Annotated in this window: 15 protein-coding genes; 1 reads left to right on the forward strand and 14 read right to left on the reverse strand. The window is 37.9% G+C overall.

All coding sequences use genetic code 11. The annotated features are described in order from the left end of the window. Positions 1 to 12: 12 nt before the first annotated feature. On the forward strand, positions 13 to 1,722 hold the full coding sequence (locus MKX73_RS06815; RefSeq protein ID WP_340716816.1) for a recombinase family protein: 1,710 nt from the start codon (positions 13 to 15) through the stop codon (positions 1,720 to 1,722). Here the strand turns inward: MKX73_RS06815 and rlmH are convergent. The 14 genes from rlmH to MKX73_RS06885 all read right to left on the reverse strand — a co-directional run bounded on the left by rlmH (position 1,663) and on the right by MKX73_RS06885 (position 17,752). Continuing rightward, the gene (rlmH, locus tag MKX73_RS06820) at positions 1,663 to 2,142 is read right to left on the reverse strand and encodes a 23S rRNA (pseudouridine(1915)-N(3))-methyltransferase RlmH (protein ID WP_087617907.1); all 480 of its coding nucleotides are present in this window, start codon (positions 2,140 to 2,142) and stop codon (positions 1,663 to 1,665) included. The two genes, MKX73_RS06815 and rlmH, sit on opposite strands and share 60 nt — an antisense overlap. Before the next feature lie 90 nt (positions 2,143 to 2,232). After that, positions 2,233 to 2,397 carry a CxxH/CxxC protein gene (locus tag MKX73_RS06825; protein WP_079523607.1) on the reverse strand — a complete coding sequence of 55 codons (165 nt, stop codon included), beginning with the start codon at positions 2,395 to 2,397 and terminating at the stop codon, positions 2,233 to 2,235. 163 nt (positions 2,398 to 2,560) lie between these two features. Beyond that, complete coding sequence (locus MKX73_RS06830; RefSeq protein WP_340716817.1) at positions 2,561 to 3,853, reverse strand: S1C family serine protease; 1,293 nt, start codon at positions 3,851 to 3,853, stop codon at positions 2,561 to 2,563. A gap of 181 nt (positions 3,854 to 4,034) precedes the next feature. Continuing rightward, positions 4,035 to 4,823 (reverse strand): MBL fold metallo-hydrolase, encoded by a 789-nt coding sequence (locus MKX73_RS06835; RefSeq protein ID WP_340716818.1) that lies wholly within the window; start codon positions 4,821 to 4,823, stop codon positions 4,035 to 4,037. A 12-nt stretch (positions 4,824 to 4,835) separates the two neighbouring features. Continuing rightward, positions 4,836 to 5,669 carry a two-component system regulatory protein YycI gene (locus tag MKX73_RS06840; protein ID WP_340716819.1) on the reverse strand — a complete coding sequence of 278 codons (834 nt, stop codon included), beginning with the start codon at positions 5,667 to 5,669 and terminating at the stop codon, positions 4,836 to 4,838. Beyond that, positions 5,656 to 6,987, reverse strand: coding sequence for a YycH family regulatory protein (locus tag MKX73_RS06845; protein ID WP_340716820.1), 1,332 nt, complete (start codon positions 6,985 to 6,987; stop codon positions 5,656 to 5,658). The genes MKX73_RS06840 and MKX73_RS06845 overlap by 14 nt, the downstream gene beginning before the upstream one ends. Then, positions 6,984 to 8,819 carry a cell wall metabolism sensor histidine kinase WalK gene (walK, locus tag MKX73_RS06850; RefSeq protein WP_340716821.1) on the reverse strand — a complete coding sequence of 612 codons (1,836 nt, stop codon included), beginning with the start codon at positions 8,817 to 8,819 and terminating at the stop codon, positions 6,984 to 6,986. The genes MKX73_RS06845 and walK overlap by 4 nt, the downstream gene beginning before the upstream one ends. 5 nt (positions 8,820 to 8,824) lie before the next feature. Then, entirely contained in the window at positions 8,825 to 9,535 is a 711-nt protein-coding gene (gene yycF / locus MKX73_RS06855; protein ID WP_340718861.1) for a response regulator YycF, read from the reverse strand. A gap of 237 nt (positions 9,536 to 9,772) precedes the next feature. Further along, positions 9,773 to 11,242, reverse strand: a complete 1,470-nt coding sequence (locus MKX73_RS06860) for a peptidoglycan DD-metalloendopeptidase family protein (RefSeq protein ID WP_340716822.1) — start codon at positions 11,240 to 11,242, stop codon at positions 9,773 to 9,775. Positions 11,243 to 11,531: 289 nt separating this feature from the next. Further along, a complete protein-coding gene (locus tag MKX73_RS06865) occupies positions 11,532 to 12,818 on the reverse strand; it encodes an adenylosuccinate synthase (protein ID WP_340716823.1) in 1,287 nt (428 codons plus the stop codon). Positions 12,819 to 13,006: 188 nt separating this feature from the next. After that, positions 13,007 to 14,359 carry a replicative DNA helicase gene (dnaB, locus tag MKX73_RS06870; protein WP_340716824.1) on the reverse strand — a complete coding sequence of 451 codons (1,353 nt, stop codon included), beginning with the start codon at positions 14,357 to 14,359 and terminating at the stop codon, positions 13,007 to 13,009. 12 nt (positions 14,360 to 14,371) lie between these two features. Continuing rightward, positions 14,372 to 14,818 (reverse strand): 50S ribosomal protein L9, encoded by a 447-nt coding sequence (rplI, locus tag MKX73_RS06875; RefSeq protein ID WP_340716825.1) that lies wholly within the window; start codon positions 14,816 to 14,818, stop codon positions 14,372 to 14,374. Continuing rightward, positions 14,815 to 16,791 (reverse strand): DHH family phosphoesterase, encoded by a 1,977-nt coding sequence (locus MKX73_RS06880; protein WP_340716826.1) that lies wholly within the window; start codon positions 16,789 to 16,791, stop codon positions 14,815 to 14,817. The genes rplI and MKX73_RS06880 overlap by 4 nt, the downstream gene beginning before the upstream one ends. 13 nt (positions 16,792 to 16,804) lie before the next feature. Beyond that, positions 16,805 to 17,752 carry a YybS family protein gene (locus MKX73_RS06885; RefSeq protein ID WP_340716827.1) on the reverse strand — a complete coding sequence of 316 codons (948 nt, stop codon included), beginning with the start codon at positions 17,750 to 17,752 and terminating at the stop codon, positions 16,805 to 16,807. Positions 17,753 to 18,210 lie beyond the last annotated feature (458 nt).

Here is an 18,210-nt window from a genome sequence, read left to right on the forward strand (position 1 = left end):
AGGAGGACAACTATGACAACAGAAATAAGAAGAGTAGCCATCTACGCCCGCGTAAGTACAGAAGAACAAGCAAAAGAAGGTTTCAGTATAGCTGCTCAACTTCAAACACTCCGGCAATATGCTCAAATCTATAACTGGGAAGTGATTGATGAATATGTCGATGAAGGAATTAGCGGTAAATCCGTAAAAGGACGGCCGGAAATGAAAAGACTAATAAAAGATGTAGAAAATGAGAGATTTGATGCGGTATTAGTTTGGAAAATTTCTCGACTTTCTAGAAATATGCTAGAAACACTTATGATGCTAGATAAATTTGAAAAATACAACGTCAAATTTATATCCTACTCAGAAAACTTTGATACCAGTAGTCCTATAGGTCGCTTAGTACTTCAAATTATGGCTTCAATAGCTGAAATGGAGCGAAATACATTAGCGGAAAATGTTAAGCTTGGAATGAAACAGAGGGCTTTGGAAGGGAGATGGAACGGCGGAGTTGTATTTGGATATGACACTGTTAAGAAGGAACTAGTTATCAATGAAAAAGAAGCTGAAGTAGTACAGTTAATCTATCATATGTATGCAAATCGTAAGGGCCTTAGAGCAATTTCCAACCATTTAAATAAAGCAGGATATAGGACGAAACGGAATCGGTATTTCTCTATTAATGGTGTAGCACAAATCCTAGACAATGTAATATATAACGGTAAAATCAGTTGGCTAAAATTTGAAAATTGGGATTCTAAACGAAGAAAAGGGAAAAATCCAAATCCCATTCTTGTAGAAGGAAAACATGAACCTATTATTTCAGACGAACTTTGGAGCGTTGTACGAGCAAGGAGAAAAAGTAAATCATTTAAGCAGCGTCAATCAAACGAACCATTTTTACTTAGTGGCCTTTTACGCTGTCCTGATTGTGGTCAAGGAATGGTTCCATCGATTACAACACATACTCGAAAGGATGGGACGAAACGGAAACATCGTTATTACGTCTGTAGCGATTTTCATAATAAAGGATCAGCTGCTTGTAAAGCTAATTCTATTAAGGCTTATGAAGCAGAAGATACGGTTATCAAGAAAATTGAACATTTTAGTTCTAATAAGAAGAGATTATATAAGACGCTCACAGACATAAGTTCAAGTTCTGCTCATTCGATAAGTCAGCTTAACAAAGAACTAGAAAAGATTGACATACGATTAAAAGAAATTGAACAATTACAGGCAAAGTATATGGATGCCTTTGAGAAAAATACTCTTCCTGTCGATATTCTGCAAGAAAGATTGCAAAAGGTATCCATTGAGAAAAGGGAGTTAGAACAGAAGAAAAATGAGATTATAATACAATTAGGTTCTATCGATTCTAAAGTGATTCAACCAGAGTTGATCGAAAAGCTACTAAAAAAATTCCTGTCAGTTTATAGGAAGACTTCTAGAGAAAATCAAAAACAATTACTTCAGTTGTTAATTGATAATATCGCAATCAAGCAAATAGATAAATCTAGAACTATAAAAGCCATAGAACTTGAATTTGATTTTACTGAAATGAATATATCCAAAACCTTTATACTTATCCATTTGTTATATCGTGAAACGGATAATGAAAACACATTTTCAATACCCGCTTCCGATAAAGAATTACCACCTTATCTACAACAATTTTTGCCTCTATTTGTGGTACGGTTCACCCTTAATAATTCTGAAACTGCGGTAAATCTGTTCTACTAGCACGAGTTTCATCAGCTGGTGGGGCAGTGTCATTTTTCCGAAGCACAGTTTTTCATCTGCGCGCTTAAGTACATCCGTATGCAATCCTAATGATCCGCCTATAACAAATGCAACTTTGCTTTTCCCGTAGGTCATCAGCGCCTCTAAATCAGCGGCCATTTCTTCGCTTGTTTTCATTTTACCATCGAGTGCCAATGCGATAACATATGTCCCGTCATTGATTTTCGCAAGGATACGGTCTCCCTCCTTACGTTTGACGATTTCCATATCAGCATCACTTAACTGTTCAGGTGCTTTCTCATCCGGTACTTCCACTAAATCGATTTTTGCGTAGCCGCCTAATCGCTTCACATATTCTTCGATACCCATTTTTAAATACTTTTCTTTCAACTTACCAACCGAGATGATAGTAATATTCACAACTTATCCACCTTTACATTCCATTTACAAACAAGTTATCCACAAAAGTTATGCACATATCCACAAGTAAAAACTATATATTGTGTAAAGTTATTTACTTGATACAACATATGTTGCTGACTGTTCACAGTAAGAACAAGTTGTTGATAACTTTTCTTCTTCCGATAGTAAATCCATCATCGGGAAGTTTTCTGTTTCCGCCACATGCATATCTAACGCATGATCTATATGGGTTTCGCAGCTGTAAGTCTTCATTTTTAAACCTTCTTTCTTTTCTGAAATTTCCACAAACTTATTCACAATTTTCGAAATGTTATCCACAACCCATTGTAACAGACAAAAAACGAGTAGAAAAGACAAGCCTTTTTCTTCTCTACCCGTTGTGTACAATTTCAGTCTTTAATTAAGTTATCCACATTTACAATTGTGCATTTTCCACCAACTCTAAGTTAGCTTCTACTATTTTACCGTTACGATAAACTTTAATTTTTAATGTATCGCCAATAGATTTTTCATTATATAAATGTTTGCGAAGCTCAATTGCATTTTCGATCTTTTCGCCATCCATTTCTACAATGACATCGTACTGCTGTAATCCTGCTTTATCCGCAGCAGACCCTCTTACAACTTGGGAAATGACAACACCATTTGTGACTTCCTCCGGTAATCTCAATGTTTGCTGTTGATAATATGCCGGTACTTCCGTCAGATCGACTAAGGAAATGCCCATTGTTGGACGTTGAACTTCCCCGTGCTTTTCCAATTGCTCGATGATCGGAATCGCTGAATTGATCGGAATCGCAAATCCTAGGCCCTCAACTGAAGACTGGGCAATTTTCATCGAATTTATACCGATTAATTCACCTGCAATATTCACTAAGGCACCACCTGAGTTCCCTGAGTTGATCGCTGCATCCGTCTGTAATACTTCTGTTGACCAGTCTTCTGCGCCATCTTCATTTAAGTCGACCGGTACGGAGCGGTCTTTCCCCGAAATTACACCTGTTGTTACCGATCCATAAAAGTCTAGGCCAAGTGGATTCCCTATGGCAATTACCGTTTCACCTTGTTTTAATACATCCGAATCCCCGAAATCTGCTACTGTCTCAATTCCTTCACTTGGTATTGAAAGTATTGCCAAGTCTGTCCAAATATCAGAACCGATAAGCTCTGCTTTTACTTTCTCGCCATCATCCAATGTTACCTCAATTTGTTCTGCTCCATCCACAACATGATGGTTTGTTACGATAAAGGCAAATTTCCCATCTTTTTTATACACAACGCCCGAACCGCTACCTACCGCTTGAGCTTCTCCCGTGCTTTGGTTCCAAAAGTTAGGTGCCACATTTTGAATGTTTGTTATCCCAACAACGGCACTCGATACTTTTTCAACCGCATTCGTTACGTCTGTTGTCACTTCTGTTGCAGTTTGACTAATCGTTGAGTTTGGAGAATCATTTGTAACCGAGTTTACTTCATTACCACCCGGCAACTGATTTGCCAGCGAAGGAAGCAGGAGCCATAATAATAAAGCACCAACGACAACACCACTTAAACCAGATAAAAAATACCCGCCTTTACTGCCGCCTTTTTTTTCTTTTCTATTTTGCCGCTGTTTTTTCTCTTCTTCTTCTCTTTGTAAACGAGCCTCAAGCTCTGCAATACGATCATTTTGAGTTTCTTTCTTATCGTCTTCAGGATAGTAACCCATCTTGCTCATCCTTTCTATATTCTTCTTACTGATAGCATACACATTTAACATTAAAATTAGATGAAAATCACATAAAACCTAATTAAAAATTATCAATAAAATAAAAAAGGTATGCTAAAAGCAGAAACTTTTAACACACCTATCTTTTACCCATATTTACTTCAATTATGCCTTGCAAAAATTATACTGTCACAAGCTTTGTCGGCTCATTTGCATCGGTATCGTGCAGATGCAAATATTCTCCTGCAATAATGCCGCAAGACTGTAATGTCTGTTCTACGCTCATCCGCGCCAGATCTTTCATATTGTTGTCTTTACTTAAATGCGCCAAATAAATCTGCGTAGGTTTTTCTGCTACAACATCAGCCATTGCCACTGCAGCATCCTCATTTGAAACATGTCCTACATCCGATAATATACGGCGTTTAATACTCCAAGGGTATTTGCCCATTTGAAGCATGCTCACATCATGATTACTTTCAAACACGTAGGCATCGGCTGCTGAGATATATCCTTTCATACGGTCGCTGACATAGCCTGTATCTGTAATGACAACAAGCTTTCGTCCGTTCTCATAGAATGTATAGAACATCGGTTCAGCAGCATCGTGAGACACCGCAAATGATTGAATATCCAGCCCGCCAAACGTTTTTACTGTTTCCATATTAAAATCGAAACATAAATCCGTTGGAATTGTTCCTACTAGTCCATCCATCGCTGTCCATGTTTTTGCATTTGCAAAGACAGGAATATTATATTTACGTGCTATTACACCAAGCCCTTTAATATGATCACTATGCTCATGTGTTACTAAAATGCCTGATAAATTTTTCATATCACGATCTATATTAGCAAACAGTTGCTCCATTTTCTTTCCGCTTAAGCCTGCATCAATCAAAAATGAATGTTCATCATTTTCTACGTAGACCGCGTTTCCAGTACTGCCACTTGCTAAAACGCTAAATCGCATTGTTAAAACTCCTTACTCTTCCAAATCCTCTGTCTGCTCGACAATTTCGGATAAGTCATTTTGGATCTCTACAATTCGTCCTTGTACCGCGTTCACAAAATGTATTTCCTCTGTGTCATCAGCCAGCTTTACCCGTACTTCCCATGTTGGTGCAAATACTTGTGTTTGCGTTAATTGAACGATTGTGGAGTAACCTAGATTCATTTCCGTTATCTGAGAATCCGGTTTTAATAAATTCTTCCCATATAAAATCTGCAATACTTGTCTTGCAGTTAATAGATTCTGTTCTTTATCTAATTTTTTATGCTCTTCCAGCATTGTTTGCTCATAGGAAACTATGCGGTTGTCATCATCCCAATAAAGTTTTACATAACCGCGCACATTATAATACAATGTTACATCGTTTACCTTCTGGAAAAATGTCGCTTCTTTTTTCTCTTCATCGATATCCCATAGCACATAGGAATCACCTTCATACACATTATTGTGGACAAAATCAGTATATGAATCTCGGGTATCGGTTTTCTGAGGTTTTACAGGCTTGTCCATCGTCACAATCAGCTTATTGTTATTTTCAATCTTTGCACTTTGATTCGTAAAGTATGGCACTTCAGATGGAGAGAAATTTTTAATTTGCCCGGAATAATATGCTGCACTTTCCTTATTGTTCGGAAGGGCGATATACGTTATATTATCTCCCTTCAAACGTGCTTCAATTTCCATCGTTTCCCCTAAAACTTCTATTTTCTGGCCTTCTTTATAACTCTCTAGATACTGCGTATATAAAAAGAGATTCAATACGAGAAAAACCCATATAAAAATAGTTTTCGTTCTACTCCAATCCAACTTCATCACCCCCTGCTTCTTCGGGTGAAAGGTCTGTCCATACATTGTTTGTTACGGCAAACCATCTTGGCTCCAATACGATTACGTCTGTATCTTCCTCAGTTTTTTCCTGCGTTAACTTGTACCCGACAAGGATTTCCTCTGTTTCTTCAAATAATTTTTTATTTTTTAAACGAAGGGATTCAACTACTTGTTCTCCTGATTCAAGCTCTCTCTGTACTATTTGGAAAACTGTTCCGATTGAATAGTAAGGACGGCGGTAACGGAAAATGCGGTTTTCACCCCAAGTAGTTACGAGACGTGTTGTCGTAACATTACTGTGAACAGGTAAACCCTGTACAAATAGCTGGTATTCTGTACTGTGCCTTCCAATGTTCATTGAAGACAAGCGGTAATCCATTGTAAACCCGCCATGGTCATTTACAAAATTATAGCTGTCTATCAATAATGTCGTGGAAGACATCGGTGCAATACTTTCTGCAGTCGGGTATACATAATTTATAATTCGATTTTGACTGTCTACTGTCATTAACGATGTCCCATCAGTAAACCGTTCGGATTGAGAACTTTCAATATTCCGTTGTACGATATTTAATTCGGTGAAGAGAATTCTTTTAAATAAGTCCGGTTGAATCTCTTCATTTAAATACATATACCTTGCTGATTTTATAGGATCTTTGGGCACATATAAAGAGCGTAAAGCATCCCGTTCAACCTCAACATACTGGCTATAATCATTTGCCGGTTCAATTATCTTCTTCGTGAAATAATCTTTATCCGGTACACCCGCGTATGCTCTATATAATAATCGCTTTTCTGTGTTCAGGAAAAGCAACTGTAACTGACTGCTTTTCTCTACATTTGACCAGTCTATGATAAGACGTGTAAAGCTTGCATCTGGTATTTCATAATCATTAAGTGACAAAAGATTAGAGAAAACACGCATTGGAATTTCTTCACTATAAAACATTGTTATACGATTATTTTTACGCAGTATTTCGTTCATTTTACTGTCTGAAAGGTCAACGTTAATTAAATCCATCTCGTACACTTGCCATAAGCTTAAGTGACTGTACAAATCTTCTAAAGGTTTTAAAGAGACTGTCCCGTAAAATTGCTCATTTTGACGATATAACAATCTGTACGGTTTTATTACTTCCTGTATGCCCTTCGGTTTGCCGACAAGTACTTCCTCAATCTGGGTCTCCTTTACCGTTTCATATTCCGGTTTGTAATTCCAAATAAGAAGTGTGAACACAATGCTGAGTAAAACGAGGAATGCTAATAAAAGAGATTTTATCTGTTCAACATATTTCATTCCCAATCCCCCGCTTCATCCAATTCATATGGCAATGTGAAGAATATCGTAGTACCCTGGCCTTCCTCACTTTCTGCCCAAATTTTCCCGCCGTGTGCTTCAATCATTTCACGAGCAATTGCAAGACCTAAACCTGTTCCGCCCATCGACCTTGCTCTTGCCCGGTCTACACGATAAAAGCGATCGAAAATTCGCGTCACATTTTCTTTCGGAATTCCCATACCATCATCTGAAATCATAACGCGAAGCATATTATCGTGAACGGTAAATCCAAATCGAATATTGCCGCCGTCAGGAGAATATTTCAAAGCATTTGAAATGATATTATCTATTACCTGTGTCAGCTTATCCGTATCAATATCTACAAAATAGCTCTTTTCTGGAATTAATCGGATAAACTCGACATTCTGTGATTTCGACATTTCAAATCGGTCGATAATTTGCATGAAAAACTTGTTAAATTCTATAAACTCCAGATTCAGTTCATACTCCTGGCTGTCCATTTTAGACAATTGCAGCAAATCATTTACAAGGCGAATCATACGCTCTGTTTCAGTTTGTGTGACGTTTAAAAATGTCGGCGCTATATTTTCATCTTTCCATGCACCTTCTGCAAGCGCTTCTAAATAGCTGCGCATCGTCGTTAAAGGCGTACGCAATTCATGGGAAACATTCGCAACAAATTCACGACGTTCCATATCAATTTTTTCCTGTTCGGTAATATCATGCAATACTGTAATCAGACCATTTACAAAACCTGTTTCCTTTTGAATTACGGAAAAATTTGCTCGTAACACATATGGCGCATCATTCATACTAAAATCAAGATTCACAGGATCTTTCATATGAATCAAGTCTTCAAAACTATACTCCTGGTCCAAGCGCAATACCGATGCAATCGGACGGTTTAAAGTTGTTTCACGTGAATCATGAAGCAATTCCAAAGCCGGATCATTAATCAGAATAATTTTTCCTTTACGGTCTGTTGCAATTACACCATCTGTCATATTACTAAGTACACTTGCCAGTTTCCGGCGTTCTGCTTCTGTCGTGGATTGTGCTTCCTGCAGACGATTAGTCAGATGGTTGAAAGCAATGGCTAACTGACCGATTTCATCTGTTCCGTATACACGCACTTTCCTTGCATAATTTCCTTTTGACATTGCCTGCGCCTGTTTCCGCATATCGGAAATGGGACGAGTAATGGTTCGCGCAACCAAAATTCCTAATATAATTGTAATAGCAAGCGACACTGCAATACCTGCTGCAAAAATCCGGTTAATTTCATTTAGTTGCTCGTATACCTTTTCAATATTCGATTGAACGTAAATGACACCTTTTAAATCCTCTTTAAGCCCTACGTTATCCATAATAGGAACAGCCATTATCCATATACGCTCGCCTGTATCCCGATCCAATGAAATCTTATCCAACAGAGTTTCGGAAGACACGGCCCGTTGGATAATTTCTTCATTTATACGCTGACCTACAATTGCCTGGTCATCGTCGGAAGTAGCCAATATACGATCCTGATGGTCCACAACATAGATTTTGTTAATATCTTCTGTAGAAAATCCCTCCAAAATCGTTTTTAAACTATCTCCTAAAGAGGGAGGGGTATTTTCATCGCGTATTTTTATCATTTCTTCACGCACACTATAATGCACAAGCTCTATTCTTTGGCGAATCGAATCTTGGAAATTCGTTTTTAAATTCGTCTCCAGCTGCTTTGAAAAATATATACCTATAATTTGAAGCGCAATAATAATTAATAGGACATAAATCAATACAAGCTTTACATGGATGGACTTAAAAAAGCTCACTTTTTGCATGTATTTTACTCCTGTTCAGGGTTTCGTAAGTAATAGCCGACTCCTCGTCTTGTAACAATCCATAAAGGATGACTTGGATTATCTTCAATTTTTTCGCGTAAACGGCGGATTGTTACGTCCACTGTCCGTACATCACCGAAATAATCATAGCCCCATACTGTTTGCAGCAGATGCTCACGTGTCATAACTTGACCAATATGTTTTGCCAAATAGTGCAGTAATTCAAATTCACGGTGGGTTAATTCAATTGAATCGTCACGCTTTAATACTAAGTAGGCATCTGGCTGAATCGTTAAAGAGCCCACTACAATATCATTCGTTTCCGCTTGTGCCTCCTCTATTTGAGCAGGAACATTTAATCGGCGCATATTCGCTTTTACACGGGCGATTAATTCACGTGTACTGAACGGCTTTGTTACATAATCGTCAGCACCCATTTCCAATCCGAGTACTTTATCAATTTCCGAGCCTTTTGCCGTTAGCATTATAATTGGGAAATCATATTTTTTACGGACTTCACGACATACTTCCATGCCGTCACGTTTAGGTAGCATAATGTCCAGCAACATTAAATCCGGCTGTTCCTCTTCTACTCTTTGAAGCGCTTCGTCCCCATCGTAGGCACAAATAACGCGATAACCTTCTTTTATTAAATTAAACTGCAGAATGTCTGCAATTGGTTTTTCATCATCCACAACTAATATCGTTTTATCCATCATAAAATTCCTCTTTTCTCATAAATTCTATATATATTATGAAAGGTTATCTTTATTTTTACTATAACTACTCTATCATGCTTTGCCATTTGGTGCATTATACAGCTATATTGCTATGATTATTTTCCGGGAAATATTCCACCCATTTAAGAATATTTTTTGAAATTTTCCCATCCACATAACTTGAAGACCATATTATAGAAAAAGCAGCCCAATTCTGTCTTGGACTGCTAAAAATTATTTTAAATATGATAACGGATTTACTTCTTTACCGTTTTTATGAACTTCAAAATGTAAATGTGTTCCAGTTGATCGTCCTGTTGAACCCATTTGTCCTAAAGCGGAGCCTTGTTCCACAATTTGTCCAACTTTTACATCAATACGAGATAAATGAGCATATAACGTTTCAAAACCGTTTTTATGGTTAATCACTACATAATTTCCATATGTTGAATGCTTGCCTGCAGTTTTGACGATGCCGTTGTCCGCTGCTTTTATCGTATAATTTGATGGGCGGGCAATATCAATTCCGTAGTGATAACGTCCCCAACGCTCTCCCATGTTACTTGATATATAGCCTCCCACTGCCGGCCAAGCAAAAGTTCCTGTTCCAACAGAAGGGATTACTTTCGTTCCGACAACTACAATACGGTTTTCAGGCTCTGATACTACATTTGCCTCTGACTGTATTCTTTCCGTACGGACACCATTCTCTTCGGTAATTAAATATGAAACTTCTTTCTTGCCCTTTTCGCCTTCCTGCTTAACTACTTTTTTACCTTTAAGCATTGTTGCATCTTCTTTGACAACTTTCGCAAAGTCGATTTCCTCTACTTTTTTCTTTTCATAAACAGCCTTTACTGTAACAAATGGTTTTTGTACAGTTACATTGACTTGTTCACCAATTTGCAGGACAGTATCTGCTTTAAGCGTAGGATTGATCTTTAATAATTCAGCAGTTGATAAATCATGTGCTTTTGCAATAGAACCTAACACATCTCCTGCTTTTACAGTATATACTTCTTGCTCCAATGCTCCTGTTTGTAACAGTTGTACCGCTTGTTTAGCAGAAACAATATTTGCCGGCTCGGCCAACACTTCATCTCCTGTAATCGGAGTAGATAATGTAAGATCTACCAGACGTGTTTCATCCTTTTGTAATTCGGGTACAGAATCTTTAGATGCATTGTTTTGCAATTCTTTTAAATCATTTTGTGTCACAAATTGAAGCTTTAATCCGTCAATTACAGCTTCAAACTCTTCTCTATCCTTCACTGATGCAACGACTGTTTCTCCCACTTTTAGTGAGTAGGCTTTTGCCTGAACAGTAATTGCCTCATGAAGGTTTTTTAATGTCTGCTCTTCATTAGCATCGACTGTAAATACTTGCTCTGGGATAAGTGAGATATCAGCGCCTGCGTCAATTGTTAAATCTTCATATTGTTCGCTTGCCTCTTGCTCTTTTTGTTCGATAACCTCATTTACTGTTGCTTCATCTGCAACACTACCTACGTATGTATCAGATACATAAACGTGGAAAACTTTAGCGAATTTTTCTTTATCTGTTTCATTCGCGAAACCTATATTGAATGTCACGGTAGAAGCAAGTAAGGCAAATAATGCAGCCATTTTAAGTTTTCTATTATGACGATTCATTAGACTTAGATTTGATTTTTTTAAGTCTAACTTGTTTCCTTTTGAACTCATGATAAAGCTCCTTTCAACTAGATCTGTTCTATAAAAATGATGTATTTTCATTAAAATAACTAGCGGTGACTAAAAACACACTTTGCTAATGTAGCATATTTCACATTTCAAATGAACCGTTCCAGTCTTTTTGTAATGTAAATGTATTATTTTCTAAAAGAATGTTACATTTTTAGTAGGTAAAATAGTACATACCCCCACTTTATATCCATTTATAGTTTTTCTTACTAATAAAAAAAGCGTATTAAAAGCCGGATAGACTTTTAATACACTCCATTAATTCAAATCATTATTTCCAAATTTCATTTACAATATTTGTTTGCTCGCGTGAAGGACCAACTGAGAACGTCATCAATGAAATACCTGTAAGCTCAACAATACGCTGTACGTAATTTTTCGCATTTTCAGGTAGGTCATCAAATGCCCGAACGTTTGTTATATCTTCTGACCAACCTGGCAGTTCTTCATAGACTGGTTTACATTGTTCAATGATTTCCAGGTTTGCCGGGTATTCTGTAATTTGTTCGCCGTTATATTCATACGCTGTACAAATTTTAACTGTTTCAAGGCCTGATAATACATCTATAGAGTTTAAAGCCAGATCTGTTATCCCCGAAACTCGGCGCGAATGACGAACGACAACCGAGTCAAACCATCCAACACGACGCGGGCGACCTGTTGTTGTACCATATTCACGGCCTACTTCACGAATTTGCTGGCCAATTTCATCATGAAGCTCAGATGGGAATGGGCCATCACCAACACGGGATGTATATGCTTTACATACACCAACAACACGTTCTACAGCTGTTGGACCTACACCTGATCCGATTGCTGTACCGCCTGCCACTGGATTTGAAGATGTTACATATGGATAAGTACCCTGATCGACATCAAGCATAATTCCTTGCGCACCCTCAAACAGCACTTTACCGCCTTCATCAATAACATCATTCAGTACTTTTGATGTATCCGTTACATATTGGGCAATTTCTTGACCATATGCGTAGTATTCCTCGAAAATATCATCATATTGTAAGCCTTCTACTTCATAAAACTTCGTAAATAAACGATTTTTTAATATTAGATTTGCACGTAATTTTTTTTCAAATGTTTCTTTATCTAAAAGATCTGCTACACGGATTCCGATTCGCGCAACTTTATCTTGGTAGCATGGACCAATACCTTTTGCTGTTGTTCCTATTTTTTCATCACCACGTGACTCTTCCTCTACGATATCCTGATAAATATGATATGGCAAAATAACATGTGCACGGTTGGAAATTCTTAAATTGGAAGTATCAATTCCTCTAGCTTGCAGTCCTTTTAATTCCGTTACAATTGACTTTGGATTAAGAACTACACCATTTCCTATAACCGAAAGTTTATCCGGATAAAAAATTCCTGAAGGGATTAAATGCAATTTATATGTCTCTTCACCAATTTTAATTGTATGTCCCGCGTTATCTCCACCAGCATAACGTGCGATTGCATCTGCTCTTTTTGAAAGGAAATCCGTAATTTTACCTTTTCCTTCATCTCCCCATTGCGTACCTACTACAACTACAGCTGTCATCTATATGCACCTCCGACGAATGATTCACCTAATGATTATGTATTAAGTATTTCATTCTTTTTCATAAGAATTTACCTTTTAATTCCTTAATGATGAAACATGAACATTTTATCAATTTCAAATCCTAAATGTCAACAAAAAACACGAACATCCACATTTAACTAATGTGTAATGTTCGTGTTTAAGTATCATTCCTCTCGTGGAGGAGGGGTAAATTCTAAGTTCAGGAACTTATTATATTCTTTACGGAATGCCAAACTTACAGTTCCTGTTGGACCGTTACGCTGTTTCGCAATAATGATTTCGATAATATCTTTACTTTCCGATTCTTTATCATAGTAGTCATCACGGTATAAGAAGGCTACAATATCGGCATCCTGCTCGATTGAACCGGATTCACGCAAGTCACTCATCATCGGTCGTTTATCTTGACGCTGCTCTACACCACGAGACAGCTGTGACAAGGCTATTACAGGTACTTTTAATTCACGCGCTAAGCCTTTTAAAGAACGGGAAATTTCCGATACTTCCTGCTGACGGTTTTCCCCTGGCTTACCGCTGCCTAAAATAAGCTGCAAGTAATCGATTAAGATCATTCCCAAACCGCTTTCCTTAGCCAATCGACGGCATTTTGCACGTATATCCGTCATGCGGACGCCAGGAGAGTCATCGATATAAATCCCGGAATTTGATAAACTTCCCATTGCCATCGTCAGCTTGCTCCAGTCCTCTGTCTCTAAAGCCCCTGTACGCAAACGTTGTGCATCAATATTCCCCTCTGCACATAACATACGCATGACAAGCTGATCCGCGCCCATCTCAAGTGAGAAAATGGCTACATTTTCACGGGCCTTTACAGCAACACTTTGGGCTACGTTTAGGGCAAAGGCTGTTTTACCAACTGAAGGACGGGCTGCCACAATAATTAAATCGTTGCGTTGGAAACCGGCCGTCATCTTGTCCAAATCACGGAAGCCGGTAGGAATACCTGTCACATCTCCGTCACGTGACTGAAGCTGTTCAATATTATCAAATGTTTGAACGAGTACATCTTTTACGTGCTTAAAGTCACCCGCATTTTTACGGTTTGAAACTTCAAGCATTTTCTTTTCAGCTTCGGCTAAAAGAACCTCTACCTCGTCTTCCCGTGTATATCCGTCATCCGCAATTTTAGAGGCAACGCGAATAAGGCGACGTAAAATCGCCTTTTCCTCCACTATCTTTGCGTAATGTGCGATATTGGCAGCTGTCGGAACTGCACTTGCCAATTCAGTAATATAGCTTAATCCGCCAATATCCTCGAGCTCTTTTTTTGCTGATAATTCTTCCGTTACAGTGACAAGATCAATTGCTTTTCCCTGATCACTCAAGTTCAGCATCGTTTGGAAAATCTTTTGATGGGCAATATGATAAAAATCATCTGCTACAACAATTTCAGATGCTGTTATTAGAGCTTGTGGTTCAAGGAATACGGCTCCAATGACCGATTGTTCCGCTTCGCTATTATGCGGAGGAACACGGTCCATCATGGATTCGTTCATTGTTGTCGCTCCTTATTCTTCAATTACATGTACCTTTAAAGTAGCCTTTACATCTTGATGTAATTTCACTGGTACATTGGCAAAACCTAATGAACGAAGTCCGTCATTACAATCCATTTTACGTTTATCTACTTTAAAACCATGTTTCTTTTGTAATGCATCTGCAATTTGCTTTGTAGAAACTGAACCAAATAGGCGACCACCTTCACCTGATTTCGCTTTTACTTCTACTGTAATTGCTTCTAATTGCTCTTTTAAATCTTTCGCTGCCTGCAACTCTGCTGCCGCATTTTTTTCTTCTAAACGCTTTTGACCTTGCAGTTCGCTGATTGCCTGGTTATTGGCTTCTTTTGCATAACCGTTTTTAATTAAAAAGTTGCGTGCATAACCTTCTGCCACTTCTTTGATTTCACCTTTTTTGCCTTTACCTTTTACGTCTTTTAAAAATACTACTTTCATGATTCATTACTCCCTTCGACTACTTCATTAATTGCTTCATATAAATATTTTTTCACTTCATCAATGGTTTGTGCTTCCATCTGGGTAGCGGCATTTGTTAAATGGCCTCCACCGCCAAGCTTTTCCATGACAAGCTGGACATTCACTTCTCCTAAAGAACGTGCACTAATACCGATTAGTCCATCATTGCGATGGGCAATGACAAATGAGGCACCGACATCCTTCATTGTTAATAAAATGTCTGCTGTTTGTGCGATTAATACTGAATCATATACTTTTGAATCTTCACCATGTGCAACCGCAATTCCTGCAAACGGAAATTCAACAGTTTGAATAATTTTCGAACGGGCGACATATGTTTCTACATCTTCTTTTAAAAGACGTTGAATCAGCACCGTATCAGCACCAAATGTACGTAAATATGAAGCGGCTTCAAATGTACGCGCACCTGTTCTTAATGTAAAGCTTTTTGTATCCACTATAATACCAGATAATAATGCTGTCGCTTCAAGCGGCAATAACTTTTCATTTTGAGGCTGGTATTCCAGCAGCTCCGTAATAAGTTCTGCTGTAGAGGATGCATACGGCTCCATATATACTAAAGTAGGATTATTGATAAACTCTTCACCACGACGGTGATGGTCGATAACAACAACCTTATCCGTTTTGCTTAGTATTCGACTATCAATTACCATACTCGGCTTATGTGTATCGACAATAACTACAAGTGATTTTGGAGTGATTTTCGATAAAGCTTCGTCCGGTGTAATAAAGCGATCGTAAAAATCGGTTTTTTGCTCCAGTTCGGTCATTAACCGGTCTACACTCCCGCGTACTTCATCAAAATTGACTACGACAAATCCTTCAATACCGTTCATCGCAACCATTTTACGTACACCGACAGATGCTCCTATTGAATCCATATCGGGATTTTTATGACCCATTACGAAAACGCGGTCACTATCCTGAATTAAATCACTCAGTGCATGCGAGATTACACGGGCACGTACTCTTGTGCGCTTTTCAACAGGGTTTGTTTTACCGCCATAAAAGCGAATCTTACCATTGGACTGCTTAATGGCAACTTGGTCACCGCCACGGCCCAGAACCAGATCAAGTCCGGATTGTGCTAATTGCCCAAGCTCCACAAGAGATTGAGATCCTGCTCCAATACCGATACTTAATGTTAATGATAAATTTTTCTGCATCAGTGTTCGTTCACGAATTACATCTAAAATTGAAAAACGCTTCTGCTCAAGTTCCGATAAAATCGATTCATTTAACACAGCCATGTAACGGTCCGATGCGATTCTTTTAACAAAAATATCATAATTTGCCGCCCATTCATTTATAATCGATGTCATCATCGTATTGGTGACGCTTCGTGCCTGATCATCCATGCCCGAAGTAAGCTCATCATAGTTATCGATAAATAGAATAGCGAGTACTGTACGGTCCGCCATATATTGCTTTTCAATCTGCGCTTGCTTTGTAATATCAAAGAAATAGAAAAGTTTCTCTTCTTCTTTATAATAAATATGATATTTCCGATCATTGATGGCAATGACCGTTTCATTTTTTTGGTCTTGATTAACAAGTAGAGGCAGCTCTTCTGAAATCATTTCCATTTCATATCCGACCAGCGATTCTTGCTGCAGGACGCGGAGCATAAACGGATTTGCCCATTCCACCGTCATTTCATCATTCATTAACAGGATTCCGAATGGCATTTCCAGGAATGCCTCTTTTCCGACATCCTCCATCCGGTAGGAAAGTGCTTGTATATGCTTTTCGGTTTCTACATATGTTAATAATTCAACTTTTACCGTGTAGTAAGCTGCTGCTGAATAAATAGCTATAAAGGCTATTCCCACCCATACATTCCACATCATAATAAGGATAGCTGCTACTGCACCAAGTAAAAACAATACTAATAGTGGATATCGAATTGGTCTTTTACGAAAAACCCCCATTCCCATCAGCTCCTCATTTCTGACTCTTTTCTCGAATGTAATTACGTGCATTAAAGCCTAAATCAACAATACCTACTAAAATAACAAATGAATAAAGAGGTATCGCTAAAATTGTACTCAAAACTTTTATAAACTTCGGATAGCCAAACGAATCAATGACAAAATGTATAAATGAAACACCTTGTATTGTTAATAATACCCATAATACCATTGAAATATTTAGCATAATAATAGCCAATGTAGAATCGGCCTCTGGACGAACGAATAAATTCACTGATAAAACGATCAAGTAATACCATAACACCGATCGCGGTAAACGTAATTCACTGAACTTCGCAAACTTCGGTACGTCTACTTTTAAGCGTTTTAAAATCGGTAAATTAACAGTAATAATAATAAATGTTAAAAACAACATGGCAAACGTAATGGAAGCCGGTATTGTCATTTCCAACGTATTTAACATTGTATTCGCCAGTTCCATTGTTTCTTTGGGCACAGGTTGTCCAGTCAGACTCTCCGTCATTTTAATCGATTCCATATAGCTTGTCTTCATGAGCGCAAGGGAATCCCGAATAAAATCTACCTCAAACAAACGCAATGAAATTAAATACTGAATCGCAAATGTGATCAGCAGGACAAGACTCGTTGAGATAAACATAAATACTTTACTTTTTTTATGAAAAATAGCATCCCCTATCGCTACACCTGCTGCCGCAAAGATTAATGACGCAGGCAGTAATAGCAGTCCACCAATAAAAAAAGTAACAAATACAGCAATTACTGCGACTAAAAGCGATGACTTCCGATTATAGTTTGCGCTATACCAAATCATCGGTAATGGAGCAATAATCGCCGCGATAATATTCGCCAAAGGAATATAAAATACGATTGCCATCAGCACAGTGAACAGCGCAATCATCATTGCACCATGTGCCAGCTTTCTTGATTGATTATTTTGCATGGAGAACCTTCCTTATCTGTTGTTCGCTAGACTATAATGCAAGGACTATTCAAACTTTGCTATTACTTTTGGCCGGCTTTTCGACCAGTCTACTATCAACTTTTCTCACCTTCCTATTGTACCATTTTTGCATGGTCAAACAAAATAACCGTTACGATAAGAAGAATGAATCGAACCAATCCATTATGACAGTCCCATTAACTTCCCCAAACTTTAAATATCCGCCTATATCTAAAGCTTTATAAGTGCATGCAAATACTGGCATATGACCAATATATAGGAAGGGAATCCATTACATCGAATATAAAAGAAATCATTAGTATGTCATTATAATTTTTTTAGTATAACTTAATATGGAGTATTTTTTGTCTGAATAACTAGGTTCTACGTAATGGAAGCTGTTTTTCTGTTCTTTATGTCCTTTATTTCGTTGACAATTTGTATTGTATAGCATATAT

This window comes from Solibacillus sp. FSL W7-1436 (assembly GCF_038007305.1).
GTDB lineage: Bacteria > Bacillota > Bacilli > Bacillales_A > Planococcaceae > Solibacillus.